The organism is Sediminibacterium ginsengisoli (assembly GCF_900167075.1).
GTDB lineage: Bacteria > Bacteroidota > Bacteroidia > Chitinophagales > Chitinophagaceae > Sediminibacterium > Sediminibacterium ginsengisoli.
This window is the reverse complement of the sequence record NZ_FUWH01000002.1, coordinates 82,158-100,776: the sequence shown is the minus strand read 5'-3', so window position 1 is coordinate 100,776 and position 18,619 is coordinate 82,158. Positions and strand designations below refer to the sequence as shown.

Here is an 18,619-nt window from a genome sequence, read left to right as displayed (position 1 = left end):
TAAAATTCAGAACCAGTTGCTGATGAGCAGATCGATCAGTTTAATTCCTGCGAATGGAACGAGAATACCACCCAGGCCATAGACCAGCAGGTTACGCCTGAGCAATGCGCCTGCACCTACCGGTTTATAGCTTACCCCACGCAAAGCCAGCGGTATGAGAAGCGGAATGATGATCGCATTGAATATGATGGCTGAGAGGATCGCACTTTCGGGACTGTGAAGGTTCATAATATTCAGTCCTTGCAAGGCCGGCAGCGAACTGATGAATAAGGCGGGCACGATCGCGAAATATTTTGCTACGTCGTTGGCAATGGAAAAAGTAGTGAGTGTGCCACGTGTCATCAGCAATTGTTTACCAATCTCCACGATCTCTATCAGTTTTGTGGGATCGTTGTCGAGATCAACCATATTGCCGGCTTCCTTAGCTGCAGCGGTGCCACTGTTCATAGCTACGCCAACATCGGCCTGGGCCAGTGCGGGCGCATCGTTTGTGCCATCACCCATCATGGCTACCAGTTTGCCGGACTGTTGTTCTTTTTTGATATAGTTCATTTTATCTTCCGGCCTGGCTTCTGCGATATAATCATCTACACCAGCTTTTGCTGCTATATATTTTGCCGTAAGCGGATTATCGCCCGTTACCATCACCGTCTTCACACCCATTCTGCGTAAACGTTCAAAACGTTCGCGGATGCCGGGTTTAATGATATCCTGCAGCTCCACCACGCCCAGTACTGTTTCGTTTTCGCTTACCACCAATGGCGTACCGCCGCTGCCTGCGATCGCCCGTACATGCTCTTCGGCTTCTACCGGGAAGTAATGACCGGCTTTTGTAACCAGCAACCGGATCGCATCTGCCGCGCCCTTACGGATTCTTATTCCCGCCAGGTCTACACCGGAACTACGGGTTTCTGCAGTGAATGGGATAAATACCGGATCTTTTATCTGATACGTGTGTACTGTTGCTCCCGCAAGCTCAAGGATGGATTTCCCTTCGGGCGTTTCATCTGCAAGCGATGCAAGTACTACTGCCCTGATTAGTCTTGATTCATCAATACCCGGAATTCCATGGAAACGGGTTGCTTTACGGTTACCAATAGTGATCGTGCCGGTTTTATCGAGCAGCAGTGTATCAAGATCTCCCGCTGTCTCCACCGCTTTACCGCTCTTCGTGATCACGTTGGCACGCAACGCCCTGTCCATTCCTGCAATACCTATTGCCGACAACAACCCTCCGATCGTCGTTGGAATAAGACATACAAAAAGTGCTATAAAAGCTGCAATCGTAACCGGCGTGCCCGCATAGTCGCCAAAAGGTTTGAGCGTAACACATACTATGATGAAGACCAGCGTAAAACTGGCGAGTAAAATGGTCAGCGCGATCTCATTGGGCGTTTTCTGGCGGGAAGCGCCCTCTACCAGCGCGATCATTTTATCGAGGAATGATTCGCCGGGCTCGGTTGTCACCCGCACTTTTATGCTGTCTGAAAGCACTTTGGTTCCGCCGGTAACAGATGATTTATCGCCGCCTGCCTCACGGATCACCGGTGCAGATTCGCCTGTGATCGCTGACTCGTCAATCGTGGCGACTCCTTCGATGATCTCTCCGTCCATCGGAATAATATCTCCAGCTTCGCACAAGAAAACATCTCCCTTTCGGAGCATGGATGATGCAACCAGTTTTATCTCGCCAACAAACATTTCGCCAACTGCGAGAACCTGTTTTGCCGGCGTCTCTTCTCTGGTTTTGCGAAGCGAATCAGCCTGCGCTTTACCTCTTGCCTCTGCAATAGCTTCTGCAAAGTTGGCGAAGAGCAGGGTTATTAAAAGAATGATTGTGATCAGCAGGTTATACACGAGACTACCCTGTGAAACGTCTCCGGCACCTATCCAGATACAAACCCCGATCATGATCAGCGTACTGATCCATACCGTAAACATGACCGGGTTACGGAACATGCTACGCGGATTCAATTTGGCGAAAGATTGCACCATCGCAGTCAGTAACAGTCTTTTATCAGTAAGAATCATATGTTCATTGATTTTCGGCATATACATTCGTTTTATTTCATTCCAAAAAATTCAGCGATCGGTCCCAGTGCCAGTGCCGGGAAAAAACTCAGCGCGGCCACAATGAAGATCACAGCGAATACCATGATCCCGAATGTACCTGTGTCTGTCCGGAGCGTTCCTGCAGATTCAGGGGTGTATTTTTTTGCCGCGAGTATACCTGCTATGGCAACGGGGCCTATAATCGGCATGAAACGTGAGAGCAGCATAACAATACCGCAACTGATATTCCAGAACTGCGTATTATCGCCCAAACCCTCAAAGCCGCTCCCGTTATTGGCTGCGGAAGAAGTGTACTCGTAAAGCATTTCACTGAAACCATGGCTGCCGGTATTGTTCAGCCAGCCTGCGGCAGCTCCGGGATGATGCACATAGAAATAGGACGATAATGCCGTTCCTGTGAGTATGAGTAGCGGATGTAATAAAGCAATGATCGCTGCTATCTTCATTTCCCTGGCTTCTATTTTCCGCCCCAGGAATTCCGGCGTTCTGCCTACCATCAGCCCGCTGATGAATACGGCGATGATCATGAATACATAAAAATTCAGGAAACCTACGCCAACGCCGCCATAAAAAGCATTGATCATCATGCCCAGCATGGCAAACATTCCTGAAAGAGGTGTAAGGCTATCATGCATGGCATTCACCGAGCCATTGGAAGTGCAGGTAGTTGTGATAGCCCAGAACGCAGAAGCTGCGGAACCGAAACGGATTTCTTTTCCCTCCATACTGCCATGCGGCTGCGCAATTCCGAGTTGCTGCAGGGCAGGGTTTCCTTTCATTTCATAATAGACTGCCGGTAATAACAGGAGGAGAAAACCAATCGTCATTACCCCGAAAACCATCCATGCAAAACGTTTTCTGCGTATAATGTATCCAAGCGCAAAGAGCATGGCCACCGGGATCAGGAAAATGCTCATATTTTCCGCCATGTTGGTAATATAATTCGGATTCTCCAACGGATGTGCCGAGTTGGCACCGAAGAAACCGCCACCATTGGTGCCAAGTTGTTTGATGGCGATCATAGCTGCAGAAGGACCGCGGGCTACCTGTACAGTATCTCCCTGCAGAGATACATACTCACTCTTTCCTTTGAAAGTCATCGGTGTTCCGTTGAACAGCAGGATCACGGCAAGGATCAGCGACAAGGGCAGCAAAACGCGTGTACAGCTTTTCACGAAATAGTTATAGAAGTTGCTGTTATGCGGCGTTGCTTTTTCGCGCATGGCAAAGAAAACGATTGCACAGGCAGCCATCCCTGCGCCCGCGCTGATGAACTGGAATAACATCAGTACCATTTGCCCCAGGTAAGAAACACCTGTTTCGCCGCTGTAGTGCTGCAGATTGGTATTACTTACAAAGCTGACCGTGGTATTGAATGCAAGGTCTGCGCTCATGGAAGGATTGGCATCGGGATTCAGCGGGAGCCGGCTCATATTCATCAGTACCAGCATGGAGAAAAAGAACCAGGCAAGATTGATCGTCAGCAATGCGGCCAGGTTCTGCTTCCAGTTCATGTTTTTGTCTGGATTGATTCCGGACAGCCTGAAGATCATTTTATCAAAAGGATTGAAGAAGCGGTCTGTCCAGGTACGTTCGCCGGCATACACTTTCCCGATATATTTTCCAAGCGGAACAGCCAGGAGAATAGTTCCCAGGAACATCAGAACGATGCCGGTTATTTCAGCATTCATCTTTTAGAATTTTTCGGGTTTAATCAATACGTAGCACAGGTACATAAAGACCAGTATGGCTACAATGAACAGGTATAGCATATTTGTCAGATTTTTTCGAACCAGCGGATCGCGCGGAAGAATAGGATGAAGCCGGCAATCCCGGTGAGCAGCAGAAATATTGTTAGCATAAAAGGTTTTCAGGAATCAGGCAATGGAGGTGCCGGAATCTGAGTGGGGCGTTAAAATAAGCCTGAAACACCTGTATATAAAGGATTACAGAGAAATGTGTTTCTACGGCCAGAATTCCGGCCTTGGGTAATACCTTTTCATTTTGAAAGGGTTCTTTTTCATTTTGAAAGGTAGCAGCGCCCTAATGGTGCTTCAGAATAACCAATAAGAGAATAAACGTGGGAGCTATTTGGGAATTACCAGCTGGTATTCTTCCATTTTGCGATACAGGGTTGTTAATCCGATGCCGAGTAATTCGGCGGTGCGTGTTTTATTACCGCCGGTATATTGCAGCACTTTACTGATATGCTTTTTCTCCACTCCGGCAAGAGAAAGGTTATTGGACTGATCTGTATTGGCGACCTGGATCTCATAAGGCAGGTGCGATGGCAGTATCTCGTTTCCGTCTGTGAGAATGGCCGCCCGTTCCATCACGTTTTTCAGCTCGCGAATATTACCTTTCCATTTGTTTTGTTTCAGCAAATGAAGTGTATCAGGATGAAGCTGTTTCACCGGCTGCTGTTCTTTCTGTGCATAGCGCTGCAGGAAATAACCGGCCAATGCTGCGATGTCTTCCGTACGGTCGCGTAATGGCGGCAGTGAAATGGAAAAACCATTGAGGCGGTAAAACAGGTCTTCCCTGAAATGCCCCTCAGCGATCTCTTTTTCAAGATTGCGGTTGGTTGCTGCGATAAAACGGACATCCACGCGTGTCGGCTTTTCATCACCGAGCCTGATAAACTCGCCGTTCTCCAGCACCCGCAGTAATTTTGCCTGTAAGCCGGCATCCATTTCACCGATCTCATCAAGAAATAAAGTTCCTTTATCTGCCAGCTGTATAATTCCTTTCTTGTCTTTTACTGCACCTGTATAGGCTCCGGCCTTATGCCCGAACAATTCCCCTTCGAGCAGGTCTCTGCTGAAGGCACTGCAATTGATGGCGATAAAAGGTTTGTCTGCCCTTTTGCTGCCTGAATGGATCGCACCTGCAAAAACTTCCTTACCGGTGCCGGTTTCGCCAAGCAGTAATACATTCACATCGGTTGGTGCAATTTTCCGGGCCAGTGATAAAGCCATAGTTACCTGCGGCCCTTTCCCGATGATAGCATCGAACCCTTTATTGCTCAGATCTTTGATACCAACAGCTGCTTTCCTGTTTTCAGCAACCCTGTCAGCGGCCTGGTGCAGCAGCGGGATGATACGATCATTATCATTTCCTTTCGTGATATAATCAAAAGCACCGTTTTTAATAGCAAGCACGCCGTCACTGATGTTTCCGTATGCCGTCAGCAGGATACATTCAGCCTGCGGAAAGCGTTTCTTCAGCTCTTTTACGAATGCCACACCGCTTCCATCCGGAAGTTTCACATCGCAAAGCACCACATCGATCTCATTCCGGTGAAGTATAGTCAGTGCTGCATCAAGACTTGCGGCCTCTTTTACAACAAAGCCCTCCAGGCCAATGATCCGGGAGAGCAGCTTACGGAGCGCTTCCTCATCGTCTATGATTAATATCCGGGCAGACATGTTTGCAGGGGCTTTTGTTCAACAAAATAAGTATATAATTCGCCGATCCGGAGAAATATAATTTAAAGAGGCGGGTGATCGTGAAAACTCAAACTGCAACTTTAACCATTTGCACATTGGTTCTTTATATTTCCAGGCAGTTTTACCGCATAGATTCTTGTCCATATGCATTGCACTACTGACGTATTGAAATCTGAAACAAATATTCCTTATCGGCAATATCGCAGATATTCATTTTCGTTCTGGTAGAACTATTAAACGCAGAAGAAGGCGCAGGCGAAAATGGCTGCTGACGCAGCAGAAGCAAACACCCTCATAATCAGACAGATACCTTTATTCACAGGCATTACATCAGTTTTTCTTTGTCAACTCAGAAAAAATAGTTCATTTTTGTTGCAGACTTTTAAGATCGCAAAAAGTAATACGTCTACTATCTTTTAACGCTTAAGAGTATCTGTATGCCTGAAGCAAAACAACCACTTGCTATTGATACGATCAATATCCTCACAGATGGGGTCATTGTACTCGACCCCGGCTGCAATGTCCAGCTATGGAATGATCGGATAGAAATGCTTACGGGTATTCCCGAAGCCGACACATTAGGCAAACACCTGACTGCCGTATTGCCTTCCATAGCTTTGCATGAGCCATCGGTTACCGCGCTGGAAAAAGTCAGAATGGGAATACCGGTTTCCGTACCTGCCGAAACCATTTATGGCGCAGGGCACTATGACTTATACTATATTCCTGTTAAACAAAAAGATGACATTGTCGACAGTATCATGCTGGTAGTGCGTGATATTTCCCAGGCCTCCAGGCTGGAAGCAGAACTGGCAGAACAGAATGCTGCTATTGCAGAAAAGAACCAGGAACTAAAAAGGAAGACCGCCCAGATCAATGCCTTGACGCATCTTATATGTCATGATTTTATGGATCCCATGCAGAGTATCTATACCAGTGTGGAACATTTGCTGACAGATGAAAAAACAAAATTATCTGCCGGGGGCAGGAATAATTTCCGGCTGATACAGGCCGCCCTGCAGAAGATGCGGCTGCTGGCAGAAGATACAATCTCCTACCAGGCAGATATCAACAGGAATACGATACTTGCTGAAACAGATCTGAATGAAGTGCTTGCCTGCTGCAGAAAAAGGCTGGCAGAAGCTATTGAGCTTTCCGGGGCTTCAATAAATGCCACACATCTGCCTGTTTACAGAGGTAACAAAATGATGCTGGTTCAATTGTTCCAGCACCTGATCATGAATGCCATCACATTCCAGATGCCGGGAAATAAGCCAATGATCAATATCACCACTGAATATGTGTCCTGGGAAGAACTACTGTATAAACAGGTGGTAAAATCATCGGTTTACCTGGCATTGAATTTTGCAGATAACGGTATCGGCTTCAACCAGGTTTACGCCAGCGATATATTCCGTGCATTCATGAAAATCGACAAGACAAAATTTCCGGGTAAAGGGGTCGGACTCGCACTTTGCAAAAAGATCGCAGAGCTGCATGGTGGTTTCATAAAAGCCGAAGGAAAGCCGGGGGAAGGAAGTATTTTTCGTTGTTACCTTGAAAAAAACTGAGAAATTTTATGCGGTTTAAAAAGTCCGCAAATCGCGTGCCGTTTTTGTTGAGGAAATAAGTAAACATTAAGCATAAAATTTCCACAAAAATTTCTCATTTTTTACTGGTATGCTATTTTAATTCTTGTTGTATCAACTGGGTTCCGGCCGCGTTCTGCTGTCTGACATTACATATTCGCAAGAGATATTTTCGTTTATAACGCTAGCCGTGCTTCCGTTGTAAATACCTAAAAGTCAATCAATTAAACTATCATCATGGCAATCAGGCAAAAAAGTGGGCAGAAACGTAATGCCATTTATGAAGGCCTGGAATCGTTCTTCCAGGAAATTGAAAAGAAGTACAATGTTACCCGCGAGGAAGTCTTACGGGCTGCGGAAGAATTAGGTGCGATCAAGGGCAGAATAAGGACCTATTTTCTTGTTAACAGCTATGTAAAAAAGAAACGTGATTCATAAAAGATCGAACCGCAGGAAAAAGATAATTGCATTTTGGCGTATCTTTTTCCTATGGAATTAAAAGAAGCTGTTGTATTGCAGAAACTGGGTGGTAATATCAGGCGTCTGCGTGAGAAAAAAGGCTGGACACTGCGCGATATGTCTGAGCGATGTGGTATCGATAACAGCAAGATATCCAAGATAGAAAAAGGCACTATTAATATCACCATTATGACATTATTGCAACTTTCCATTGCACTCGATACAACGCCTGCGCAGTTGCTGAAATGAATCTCGCATTCAACTTATTCAGTCCCATCACCATCGCCTCTTCCTTTCTTTGCACCCGGAAGGATGATATGACTCTTCGTTACAAATTGCTGTAATTCTTCCAGCATCTTTGCGGTGAACCATTGTTCGCGCACCATTCTTTCGATGGGCATGGTCAGAAGTTCTTTCAGACTCCCGATATTCTTTTCTGCACAGGCAGCCTTCAATTCATTACTGAACGGCAGGTCCTGTATATCGTTATCAAGGTAATTCATACGACACTCTTTGCGTTGTATCAAGATGGCCAAACACGTTTAAAAGCAGTGCCGAGATCTCATTGATTGATATTGGTTTCTTCACACACAGGTCTGCACCTGCATGCATGGCAAGATCAACTGAATCATCAATATTGTTTGAATAAAGAATAATGGGAACTTCATGCAGATGTCCGTTTTGCCTGATGCTGGAAATACCATCTATTCCGTTGCGCAGCGGCATATTCAGGTCGATAAAGATCAGATCGGGTTTCATGTATGCCAGCATTTTCAATGCATGGTCAACACCCTGCGCCCAGGTGCATTTGTAGCTGAGGCCCGTATCCTGTAAGGCGGCAGACAGAATGATCATTTCATCCTTATCATCGTCGATAAGCAATACATGCTTTTTCATAAGATGGATTTTCCGGTAATTAATAAATGCGTATACCGACTTCGTATAATGCCAAGGCTGATGTTCCGGAAAAAAGATAGTGAAAAGGAAAATTATGTAGGTAAACGCTACCCGGAGGCAGGGAAGACTTAGATAATTACTATCAATGTAACACTATAAAGGTACCCGTTTAAGCAATGCCAGCCAATTATATTATTCCGTGTTTACACGTTGCTGAGTATTGGGGAATGCGATCTACAGTGAACATACGAATGGTTTTTGCTGCACCTGTAAATAAATAACAATCATGAAAAGCAGCAATAAAACCAACCATGCAAAATTTGGTTCTGAGCCGTCAAAAGAAACATTCGGAGATCCCAACAAGAAAACCGAATCACCTGAAAAGAAAACCAATGATGCGATTGTTACAGGTGCCCGCCAGGATGCAAACAAACCAGATCATAATAAAGACAAAGCCAAATCTTCCCATCAATAAATCTGCATTCAGATACAGTGCATGTATTTGACTTTATGAAACAACAAATGGAAACACATACCTATCAGTTACAGGACAACGGCATTTTTCCAAACAGTACACTGCCTGTTGTTCATTACCGTAACGCTATTGAGCTTTCCTTTTTCAGGCCTGCGCACCAGCTGGGCAAGCTTTTCAATATGAATGGCTGGAGTAACCAGCAGGATGGCGGCATCTTTACTTACCATCATTATCACAGCAATACACACGAAGTGATCGGTGTTTACAAAGGAAAAACCTTTGTATTGCTTGGCGGTGAGAATGGCAAACAGATCGTAGTGCATAAAGGAGATATCCTGGTCATTCCTGCAGGAGTTGCACACAGGAATATGGGCCGGGAAAAAGATGCCTGCTGCATTACCGCATACCCGGATGGAAAAGATTATGATATCCATACAGGCGAAGCAGGCGAGCGACCTGCTGCCGACCAGCGAATTGCTGCAGTTGATCTTCCTGCAGCCGATCCTCTGCTGGGCGAAGACCAGGGCATCTGTGCCATATGGAGAAATATGCACATTGCGCACCATTCACTATAAGCAACATTCCATAAATTAATGACCATTGGATCCAGGATTAGCAGGCTGCCGGCAGAACTTGCATTAATTTACCTGCAGCTGGCGTATTAAAAGCTTATCCGACCGGACAGATCTATGTTACTTAATGAGGCAGCGGCCAGCAATGACTGACAAATGCTTCGGGAATACCATATATAAAAAATCCGCCATGTTAAACATGACGGATCTTATTATTTGAACTTACTATTTTTATTCCCATATTTCTGCTTTTCCTTCCAGCCACTGTTTCACAGATTCTGTGGTAACAGATTTCGGCCTTTCGAGCGGGAAGCCGAGGGCCCTGTCCCAGCAAAGACTGGCCAATACGCCCAATGCACGGCTTACAGCAAAGAGAACGGTATAGAATTCATATTCTACCATGCCATAATGCACCAGCAGTGCACCACTGTGTGCATCTACATTTGGCCATGGGTTCTTGATCTTTCCGAGCGACTGTAAAATAGGAGGTACAGTTTCATATATGTTCCATACAGTGTTCACCAGTTTGTCATCCGGCATATGCTTTTTACCGAATTCCATCTGCGCGGTAAAACGCGGGTCTGTTTTACGGAGTACTGCATGCCCGTAACCTGGTACTACTTTACCGGAAGAAAGGGTTTTCTGTACATAATCAGCGATCTGTTCTTTGGTAGGAGCATCGGTACCCAGTTCCTGCTGCATTTCAAAGATCCACTTGATCACTTCCTGGTTAGCCAGGCCGTGCAGCGGACCAGCCAGGCCGTTCATTCCCGCTGCATAACTCAGGAAAGGATCGCTCAGTGCAGAACCTACCAGGTGAGTAGTGTGTGCTGATACGTTTCCGCCTTCGTGATCAGCATGAATGGTCATGTATAAACGCATCAGCTCTTTGAAGCTTTCGTCTTCATAACCCATCATATGTGCCAGGTTACCGGCCCAGTCGAGCAGACCGTTCGGCTGGATATGTTCGTTGTTCTTGTATTTTCTGCGGTAGATATAAGCTGCAATTCTGGGCAGACGGGCAATGAGATCCATCGCATCATCGTACACAGAGTTCCAGTAATCTTTTTTATTGATACCCTTCGCGTATTCTTTGGCAAAATTGCTTTCGGTCTGGAGCGCCATCACACCGGTAACAAACATGGTCATGGGGTGTGTACTTACAGGTAAGGCGTCGATGGTTGCGAATACATAGTTAGGAACATGACTGCGGCGCTGCCATACACTGGTCAGATGGTTTACATCTTCTTCGTTTGGTAATTCACCTACGAGCATCAGGTAGAACAGACCTTCGGGTAAAGGTTCGCCGCCACCGGGAGCTTTTGGAAGTTTATCCTGCAATTCCGGTATGGAATAACCTCTGAACCGGATACCCTCCTGCGCATCCAGCAGGCTTGTTTCGGTTACAAGTCCTGTGATACCTCTCATTCCCTGGTATGCCTGCGACAAAGTAACTTCACCTATTTTCTTGTTTCCGTGCTCCTTCAGCAACTCTTTGATCTCTGCATTCGATGCATCGGCTTTGGCTTTGAACCGCTCTTTAATAATTCCCATGACTGATTTTTTTTGTTTAATAGCAATCTTTACTGCATCCGCTCACGAAGGTTTCAGTTTGACGGCTAAAGGTAAAGCAACTTAGGTTTGCAGCAAAACAAATAGCGTAAAGCTTGTGTAAATTAAGCGGATAAATTACTTGGGTGCCTTCCTGTAAAGGTAAATAACTACAAAAACGAAGATCAGGTTAGGGATCCATGCGGCAATCAGTGGCGGCAGGTTCCCTTTTGTTGAAAAAATGGTAGAAAAACGATCGGTGATGATGAACAGTGCCGCTATCATAAAGCCTACAGCCAGGTGCACACCGCTGCCTCCGCGCACTTTACGCCCTGCGATGATGGCCCCGATCAGTGTTAACAGCAGTACAGTTACAGAAGTGGCGTCACGGCGGTATCGTTCAACTTTAAGGTCGTTCAATCCTTCTGATCCCCGCAGCTCTTCCAGGGCGATGAACCTGTCGAGTTCAGGTGTGGTAAGTTTATCTTTGGTGTATTTATCCCGACTCAGATCAAGCGGTTTGAAACTGAAACCTTCCACTTCGGTAGAAGTTAAAGTAATATGTTCTTTTAACACGTCTATTTTCCGATCGATCACTGATTCCAGCTTCCATTTGCGTGTGGCTGTATCCCACTGGATCACATCAGCCCGTTTATTTTCAACTACTTTACCTTGTTTCACTTTATAAAGGAACATAGGTCCGCCTCTTTTGGAAAGTGTATCATACGAATAGATCCCTGCATAGGTGAATGAATCGATACGCAGGTAAATATTACTGCTGGTATTCAGTAATGCGTTATACGTAGAATTACGGTCTATATAATTGGCCTCAAACGCTCCGCGGATTTTATTGGCGCGTGGTACTACATACTGGTTGGCAAACCACAGGATCACCGCCAGGAAAATTCCTCCGATCCAGTAAGGCCTGAGCCAGCGGCCATAGGAAGTTCCGCTGGCAAGAATGGCAATGATCTCGCTCTTACCCGCCATTTTGGAAGTGAAGAAAATTACCGCAATGAATACGAATAAGGGAAAAAGCAATGCTATGATATGCGGTACAAAACCGTAATAATAATCCGTAATGATGCGTTTGATGCCGAGGCCGGACCGGCCGAAATCTTCCGTTTTCTCGCTTACGTCCACTACAATAGCGATCACGGCAAACAGGAATATCGAAAAGAAAAACGTGGTGAGGAATTTTTTCAGTATGTACCTGTCGAGTTGCTTCATGGAAGATTATCCGGGCAAATATACGCCCGGGGCTGCAATAGGCAATAGCCGTCTGGCGCTTCGGCCTGCCGGCTGTGATAATTATTTGATAAAAAAAGCCCGGAATATTACAGCCGTTGTTTCAATATCGGTATCATTTCCTGTTTCCAGGAACTGAAATCGCCGGCCAGGATATGCCCGCGGGCTGTAGTTACCAGCCACAGGTAGAATGACAGGTTCTGGATACTGGCCAGCTGCAATCCGAGTATTTCATCGGCCACAAACAGGTGACGCAGGTATGCTTTTGTATAATACTGGCTCATTTCATTGGGCAACCCCGGATCGATCGGTGAAAAATCGGCCGCCCATTTCTTGTTCCTGATATTGACTAAGCCCTGTGTGGTAAACAACATGCCGTTACGGCCATTGCGGGTTGGCATCACACAATCGAACATATCGATTCCCCTGTCGATCCCTTCCAGGATATTCCAGGGTGTACCAACCCCCATCAGGTAACGGGGCTTGTCTGCCGGCAGGTTCTCGGCACAAAGCTCTGTGAACTCATACATCATTTCTTCCGGTTCGCCTACGCTCAGTCCGCCGATGGCATTGCCCACCGCATTCTTCTCTGCCACAAATTCGCAGGAAGCTTTCCGGAGATCTTTATAGGTACTTCCCTGTACGATCGGGAAAAGGTTCTGTGTATAACCATATTTATCTTCCGTCCGCGCCAGTTGCTCAAAACACCTGTTGAGCCAGCGATGCGTCAGATCCATACTTTTACGGGCATACGAATAATCGCTGGGGTAAGGCGGACATTCATCGAACGCCATAATAATATCCGCGCCGATAGCCCGCTGTATATCCATCACATACTCTGGTGTGAAAAGATGACGGCTGCCATCTATATGCGACTGGAACATCACCCCCTCTTCTTTGATCTTACGGTTGGCAGCCAGTGAAAATACCTGGTAACCGCCACTGTCGGTCAGGATCGGCCTGTCCCACCCGTTAAAGCGATGCAGTCCCCCCGCCGCTTCCAGCACTTCTATACCCGGACGCAGGTAAAGGTGATAGGTATTCCCCAGTATGATCTGTGCGTTGATATCCTGTTTCAGTTGCTGCTGTGTAACGGCTTTTACGCTGCCTACCGTGCCCACGGGCATAAAAATGGGCGTGAGTATTTCCCCGTGATCCGTCCGGATCTTCCCTGCTCTTGCCTTGCTCCCCTGTAACCCGGAGGCCTGGAGCTCAAAAGTTAATGCTGCCATAAGCGGCAAAAATACGTTTCATTTGGCTATTGGCAGGCCGGTGATCCAAATTCCGGTGGCGGATTCCTTTTTGTTATTGCTTGTCCTTACTTTTGCGATATGACTATACCGCTGCTTATCCGGGACATTGCATTCTATCTATTCTGTGCAGTGATAGCGATACAGGTTTTTTATTACCTGTTCTTTTTCCGAAGACTTGCATTTTACAAACCCGCATCCAGGCAAACCACACTCGAACACCCGGTATCGGTGATCGTTTGCGCAAGGGATGAAGCACATAACCTGGTGAAGACCCTGCCGGGGATCCTGGTGCAGGACTATAAAACCACTTTTGAGGTAGTGCTGGTGAACGACAATTCGACGGACGATACCCGTTACCTGCTGGACGAATTCAGGAAATCGTTCAAGAATCTCAATCATATTGCGCTAACGCAGGAAGCAAAAATGATCAGCGGAAAAAAGTTCCCTTTGTCGATCGGTATTAAAAGCGCAAGACATGAAATTGTTTTGCTGACTGATGCGGACTGTGTTCCTGCTTCCGAATTCTGGATCCAGCGGATGCAGGAGAATTACGACGATCAGATAGAAATTGTATTGGGTTACGGTGCTTATCATAAAAAAAGCGGTCTGCTCAACAAACTGATCCGTTTTGAGACATTTCATACCGCACTGCAGTATTTCTCCTATGCGCTGGCAGGCAGGCCTTATATGGGCGTTGGCCGTAACCTCAGCTATAAAAAAGACATTTTTCTCCGCAACAAGGGCTTTTCCTCTATCAACCAGATCCCCAGCGGGGATGACGACCTGTTCATCAACAAAGTAGCAACCGCAGCCAATACTGCTATCTGCATCGATCATGAAGCCCATACTTTGAGTGAGCCCAAAGAGACCTGGAACGACTGGATGACACAGAAATACCGTCATTACACTACCAGCAAATATTATAAAGGCAGCCATAAACGCTGGCTGGGCATGTATTCACTGACTTTGTTCCTGGTATATCCTTTACTGGCATTCAGTATCATCTTCTTCAACTGGTGGATGGCGCTGGCTGTATATGGCGTTCGTTTGCTGGTTCAGGCGATCGTGATGTACAAGGGCATGAAAAAGCTGAATGAGAGCGATCTCTGGGGCTGGTTCCTGTTCATGGATATCTGGATGTTCTTTTATTATCTTTTTACACTGCCCGCAATATGGAAAGCACCCCGCAAAAACTGGAACTGATCCGGAAATACTTCAGCGATTTTACCGAAACGCAGCTTGAACAGTTTGCTGCACTGGAAGAATTATATAAAGACTGGAACGCCAAAATAAACGTGATCTCACGGAAAGATATAGACAGCATTTATCTCCATCACGTACTTCATTCGCTCAGCATTGCAGCGGTGGCAGATTTTGCACCGGGCACACAGGTGATCGATATCGGCTGCGGCGGCGGCTTTCCCGGTGTACCACTAGCTATTTTTTTCCCGGAAGTAAAATTCCTGATGGTAGACAGTATCGCCAAAAAACTGAAGGTAGTGGATGCAGTTGCAGAAGGTGCCGGTATTAAAAACATCACCACCAGGCATACCAGGGTGGAGGACATCAAAAACCGAAAATTCGATTTTGCCGTTTCAAGGGCCGTAGCACCGCTGAAAAGCCTCTGGGCCTGGGCTTCTCCCCTGCTGAAAAAAGGCCAGGACCAGGATATTGCCAACGGACTGATCTGCCTCAAAGGCGGGGATCTGGCACAGGAGATTTCAGAAAGCGGGGTCCGGCCGAATATCATGCCGGTTGATAAGATCTTTCCGGAGAGTTATTTTGAGGGGAAGTTTGTGTTGCATGTGAGGAAGTGAGGTGGGTTTGGGGTGAGGGCGAAGTGGAGGGGTGCTTGTTGCACGGGTGAGGGCGAAGTGAGGGGGTGCTTGCTGCACGGGTGAGGGCGAAGTGGAGGGCGTGCTTGTTGCACGGGTGAGGGCGAAGTGAGGGGGTGCCGGTGGCACGGTTAGGGCGAAGTGAGGGGGCTAACCGGGGTTAGCGGTGGGGGTGGTGGCCCGGATAAGAGAGGAGAGGCTTTTAAATATATTTTTCCTTTGCCGGAAAAGCGGTTCCAGCTCGGCGGCAGTAATGTATTCCAGGGCTTCGGCTATACCAAGTGCTGCATCTACCTCCACAAGTGAGCTTCTTGAGATTTCGAAAAAACGGGCCCTTTCTTTTGGCGATCTCCGGGCGCAGCCTTCGGCGAGATTCAGATGAACTGATAATGCTGCACGACGGATCTGAGAAATAAGACCAAAACGCTCATCAGCAGGTAACTTCTTTGTGATCCTGTAACAATTCACTACAAAACTTTTCGATTCTCCGAAAATATACATCCGGGCATGAACTAGCGATGATTCCATGCTTTGCAATGTACTATTGCCATGACTTGTAACTGGTACGTATAAATACGCTATTTAATTATAGGGACTTGCACTTTTTACGCAGGCCGTACATAAAAAAAGCGACAGTATTTACGTACTGCCGCCTTTTTATAAGAACCTGAAACGATTAATCAGGAATGACCAGCTTGTTATTGCTGCGGTTGATATCGGCCATGCGTTGTGACGGATCGATCTCTACTGATTTAATGTCTTTGATGCTGCGTGAGGTTTCGAAAGTGTATTCAGGATGCGTCCAGCGCCATTCGGTATGAACAGTGCGTGGGGTCTGGTCTTCTGCTGCTTTCTCGCCGTACATCAGGTTCAGCGGGATGTAGTGCAGTTCCTGGGTTCCATCCTTGAAGGTAACCAGCACATCTACAGGCATGGGCATTTTACCGATCCTTTTCAGGGTAATAGCAGTTTTGCTGCCGTTCACATTGATATCACCTACTGCATAATCGATGGTTTTGGTGCTGTATACCCAATACTCTTTGTACCACTGCAGTGTAATACCACTTACTTTTTCTGCTACACGGATAAAGTCGTTTGCATTCGGATGTTTGAACTTCCAGAGATCATAATATTTCAGCAATACCTTATCACGCACTTTATCACCCACGATATATCCGAGCTGGCCCAGGAATGTAGCGCCTTTTGAATACGATGCGCTTGAATAAGCCATATTGGTATTGAAATGATCTGAGTGTGTGGTCAGTGGTTCTTCAAAACCGCTTTTCGCGAGTGAGAAATAACCATTATAGTTAGATGCCTGCTTGGCAGGAAGTGCATTCCTTCTCTCGCTGCCGCGCTGTGCATTTTTCTTGGCGGCTTCGCTGGTGAAAGGTGAAAAGGCCGCGCAGCTGTCGTTATAGAAAGAAGAGACTTCTTCAGATGCGTAATTGGTGAATCCTTCATCCATCCATGGGAAAAGGCTTTCATTGGTACCCATGATCTGCTGATACCAGCTGTGCATCCATTCATGGAACACAGTTCCGAGGCCGGAACCTTTCAGCAGGGTAGCCATGGCATATTCCATACCGCCGTCGCCACCTTGTATAAATGAATATTGCGGATAAGGATATTTCCCGAAACGGCGTTCGATATAAGGCAATACTTTTTCAGCAGCCCACAGTACATTGTTCCAGGCACTGTCGGTCTTCGCATCGCCGGCTTTGTAGAATGCATGCAAAGTAACAGTAGGCAGTTTCTTTGAAATGTGAACGTACTTATCATCGGCAGCCCATACAAAGTCGTGCACGTTGTTTCCTACGAAATTCCAGGTAAGGGTATTACCGGTTGGTGCAGGGATTTTTACGTTCGGTGCCTGGTAACCGAAACCGATCTGGTTAGGGTTTTGAAGTACACCTGTAGCAGCTACCATATAGTTTTTATCGATCGTGATCTTCACATCGAAATCACCCCAAACGCCATAAAATTCCCTGGCGATATAAGGATTGGCATTCCAGCCCTGGTAATCATATTCTACCATTTTAGGATACCACTGGCTCATGCTGTAGCGAACGCCTTCCGCGTTATCACGGCCGCTGCGGCGGATCTGCACCGGTACCTGGGCTTCGAATACAACATCCATCACCGTTTTACTTTTTGGCAGCAGTGGCTTATCGAGCTTTACTTCAAGAATAGTCTCATATTCGCGGAGTTGCTGCGCTTTACCGTTGATCATAACGCTCTTTACTTTCTGGTAACCGATCTCGGTATCGGAAAGTTTGCTGATACGGTCTTTTACACGTGCATCCCAGTCTGCAATGGGTTTACCTTCCCGGTCTGTACGGCCGCTGTTTTTTCCCAGCTCCCTGCTGCGCACGTCCATGCTGCTGTTAGGCTGAAATGCATTCCAGTAAAGATGGAAATAAACCTTATCGAGGGTATCGGGTGAATTGTTGGTGTACTCGAGTTTTTCAGTACCGGTGAACCGGTTGGTCACCACATCCATTTTCACATCGATATTGTACTTGATCCGTTGTTGCCAGCGATCGGGCTGTGCCTGTGCGGCCGACAAAGTGCAGACTGCTGATGTCAGCAGTAAAAATCTTAGCAGGTGTCTTCTCATGATTGTTAAGGCTCGTTTATGTGATAGCGGTAAATTTCAGGATTTTACGCTTACAAAACACATGAAAATGACCAATGGGCCAATCTTTTTTGGCCCCGAACACCTGGCTATAGCTGATATTAGGTTATAATGTAATGGCTTCCCTTTTGAGCTGACCTTTTTCGTCGAAAAACAGGTATTTCTTTTCGAGACCGCTTTTGCGGACCAGCAGGCGAAACCTTGTTTCTTTTCCTTTTTCGCTGATCTCCTGTACTTCTTTTACTTCCCATCCGGCAAAACGGCTTTTGTGAAATCCGTCTTTAACCGCAGCACTCAGCTGATCGTAGTTCAGCTCACGGCTCGTTTCAAGCCAGCTGCCTTTACTGTTGAATTTTGCAGCGGAAGGAACACCGTTATCAGAGAACCCGGCTTCGAAATTGGTAAGATTATCTTTCCAGGAAACTTCGGAAGCGGCGGGGTATTTTGCTTTGAACGCTTCCGTAACGGCAGCCGGAACATTACGCAGCTGCGCGAATGAAGTTACTGCGGTTACCAGGCCAAGCAGTAATATTGCCAGGGATTTTTTCATGATATTTTTTTGATGCAGATGCAGCAAGAG

At 46.6% G+C, this 18,619-nt stretch carries 19 protein-coding genes; 7 read left to right on the top strand and 12 right to left on the bottom strand.

The features are described from left to right. Positions 1 to 6: 6 nt before the first annotated feature. From kdpB to B5D42_RS03510, 4 genes are all read right to left on the bottom strand, one after another. Positions 7 to 2,052 (bottom strand): potassium-transporting ATPase subunit KdpB, encoded by a 2,046-nt coding sequence (gene kdpB, locus B5D42_RS03525; RefSeq protein ID WP_217698780.1) that lies wholly within the window; start codon positions 2,050 to 2,052, stop codon positions 7 to 9. 11 nt (positions 2,053 to 2,063) lie between these two features. After that, positions 2,064 to 3,764 (bottom strand): potassium-transporting ATPase subunit KdpA, encoded by a 1,701-nt coding sequence (kdpA, locus tag B5D42_RS03520; protein ID WP_078830073.1) that lies wholly within the window; start codon positions 3,762 to 3,764, stop codon positions 2,064 to 2,066. 3 nt (positions 3,765 to 3,767) lie between these two features. Then, entirely contained in the window at positions 3,768 to 3,845 is a 78-nt protein-coding gene (locus B5D42_RS18210) for a potassium-transporting ATPase subunit F (RefSeq protein ID WP_078830477.1), read from the bottom strand. A 315-nt stretch (positions 3,846 to 4,160) separates the two neighbouring features. After that, on the bottom strand, positions 4,161 to 5,501 hold the full coding sequence (locus B5D42_RS03510; RefSeq protein WP_078830072.1) for a sigma-54-dependent transcriptional regulator: 1,341 nt from the start codon (positions 5,499 to 5,501) through the stop codon (positions 4,161 to 4,163). 458 nt (positions 5,502 to 5,959) lie between these two features. Here B5D42_RS03510 and B5D42_RS03505 point away from each other — a divergent pair, with 458 nt between their 5' ends. The 3 genes from B5D42_RS03505 (at position 5,960) to B5D42_RS03495 (ending at position 7,819) form a co-directional block, all read left to right on the top strand. Then, positions 5,960 to 7,093, top strand: a complete 1,134-nt coding sequence (locus B5D42_RS03505; protein ID WP_078830071.1) for a sensor histidine kinase — start codon at positions 5,960 to 5,962, stop codon at positions 7,091 to 7,093. A gap of 255 nt (positions 7,094 to 7,348) precedes the next feature. After that, the gene (locus tag B5D42_RS03500) at positions 7,349 to 7,549 is read left to right on the top strand and encodes a hypothetical protein (RefSeq protein ID WP_078830070.1); all 201 of its coding nucleotides are present in this window, start codon (positions 7,349 to 7,351) and stop codon (positions 7,547 to 7,549) included. Positions 7,550 to 7,600: 51 nt separating this feature from the next. Continuing rightward, positions 7,601 to 7,819 (top strand): helix-turn-helix domain-containing protein, encoded by a 219-nt coding sequence (locus B5D42_RS03495; protein ID WP_078830069.1) that lies wholly within the window; start codon positions 7,601 to 7,603, stop codon positions 7,817 to 7,819. Positions 7,820 to 7,833: 14 nt separating this feature from the next. Here the strand turns inward: B5D42_RS03495 and B5D42_RS03490 are convergent, their stop codons facing one another. Further along, positions 7,834 to 8,073, bottom strand: coding sequence for a hypothetical protein (locus B5D42_RS03490; RefSeq protein WP_078830068.1), 240 nt, complete (start codon positions 8,071 to 8,073; stop codon positions 7,834 to 7,836). Continuing rightward, complete coding sequence (locus B5D42_RS03485; protein ID WP_078830067.1) at positions 8,060 to 8,467, bottom strand: response regulator; 408 nt, start codon at positions 8,465 to 8,467, stop codon at positions 8,060 to 8,062. Before B5D42_RS03485 ends, B5D42_RS03490 begins: the two co-directional genes overlap by 14 nt. A gap of 286 nt (positions 8,468 to 8,753) precedes the next feature. Between B5D42_RS03485 and B5D42_RS03480 the strand changes: the two genes are divergently transcribed. Then, complete coding sequence (locus tag B5D42_RS03480; protein ID WP_078830066.1) at positions 8,754 to 8,942, top strand: hypothetical protein; 189 nt, start codon at positions 8,754 to 8,756, stop codon at positions 8,940 to 8,942. A gap of 35 nt (positions 8,943 to 8,977) precedes the next feature. After that, complete coding sequence (locus B5D42_RS03475; RefSeq protein WP_078830065.1) at positions 8,978 to 9,517, top strand: cupin domain-containing protein; 540 nt, start codon at positions 8,978 to 8,980, stop codon at positions 9,515 to 9,517. Positions 9,518 to 9,745: 228 nt separating this feature from the next. Here the strand turns inward: B5D42_RS03475 and B5D42_RS03470 are convergent, their stop codons facing one another. The 3 genes from B5D42_RS03470 to tgt all read right to left on the bottom strand — a co-directional run bounded on the left by B5D42_RS03470 (position 9,746) and on the right by tgt (position 13,545). Then, entirely contained in the window at positions 9,746 to 11,068 is a 1,323-nt protein-coding gene (locus B5D42_RS03470; RefSeq protein ID WP_078830064.1) for a citrate (Si)-synthase, eukaryotic, read from the bottom strand. Positions 11,069 to 11,203: 135 nt separating this feature from the next. Next, positions 11,204 to 12,295, bottom strand: a complete 1,092-nt coding sequence (locus B5D42_RS03465) for an LptF/LptG family permease (RefSeq protein ID WP_078830063.1) — start codon at positions 12,293 to 12,295, stop codon at positions 11,204 to 11,206. 107 nt (positions 12,296 to 12,402) lie between these two features. After that, positions 12,403 to 13,545, bottom strand: a complete 1,143-nt coding sequence (gene tgt, locus B5D42_RS03460) for a tRNA guanosine(34) transglycosylase Tgt (RefSeq protein WP_078830062.1) — start codon at positions 13,543 to 13,545, stop codon at positions 12,403 to 12,405. Positions 13,546 to 13,644: 99 nt separating this feature from the next. Between tgt and B5D42_RS03455 the strand changes: the two genes are divergently transcribed. After that, the gene (locus tag B5D42_RS03455; protein WP_078830061.1) at positions 13,645 to 14,769 is read left to right on the top strand and encodes a glycosyltransferase; all 1,125 of its coding nucleotides are present in this window, start codon (positions 13,645 to 13,647) and stop codon (positions 14,767 to 14,769) included. Further along, complete coding sequence (gene rsmG / locus B5D42_RS03450; protein WP_078830060.1) at positions 14,739 to 15,383, top strand: 16S rRNA (guanine(527)-N(7))-methyltransferase RsmG; 645 nt, start codon at positions 14,739 to 14,741, stop codon at positions 15,381 to 15,383. Before B5D42_RS03455 ends, rsmG begins: the two co-directional genes overlap by 31 nt. Positions 15,384 to 15,551: 168 nt before the next feature. On the opposite strand, the gene B5D42_RS03445 is transcribed toward rsmG, so the two are convergent. The 3 genes from B5D42_RS03445 to B5D42_RS03435 all read right to left on the bottom strand — a co-directional run bounded on the left by B5D42_RS03445 (position 15,552) and on the right by B5D42_RS03435 (position 18,589). Further along, a complete protein-coding gene (locus B5D42_RS03445; protein WP_078830059.1) occupies positions 15,552 to 15,929 on the bottom strand; it encodes a four helix bundle protein in 378 nt (125 codons plus the stop codon). A gap of 148 nt (positions 15,930 to 16,077) precedes the next feature. Beyond that, positions 16,078 to 18,021 carry a M1 family metallopeptidase gene (locus B5D42_RS03440; RefSeq protein WP_078830058.1) on the bottom strand — a complete coding sequence of 648 codons (1,944 nt, stop codon included), beginning with the start codon at positions 18,019 to 18,021 and terminating at the stop codon, positions 16,078 to 16,080. Between the two features lie 124 nt (positions 18,022 to 18,145). Further along, entirely contained in the window at positions 18,146 to 18,589 is a 444-nt protein-coding gene (locus tag B5D42_RS03435) for a PepSY-like domain-containing protein (protein ID WP_139366967.1), read from the bottom strand. Positions 18,590 to 18,619 lie beyond the last annotated feature (30 nt).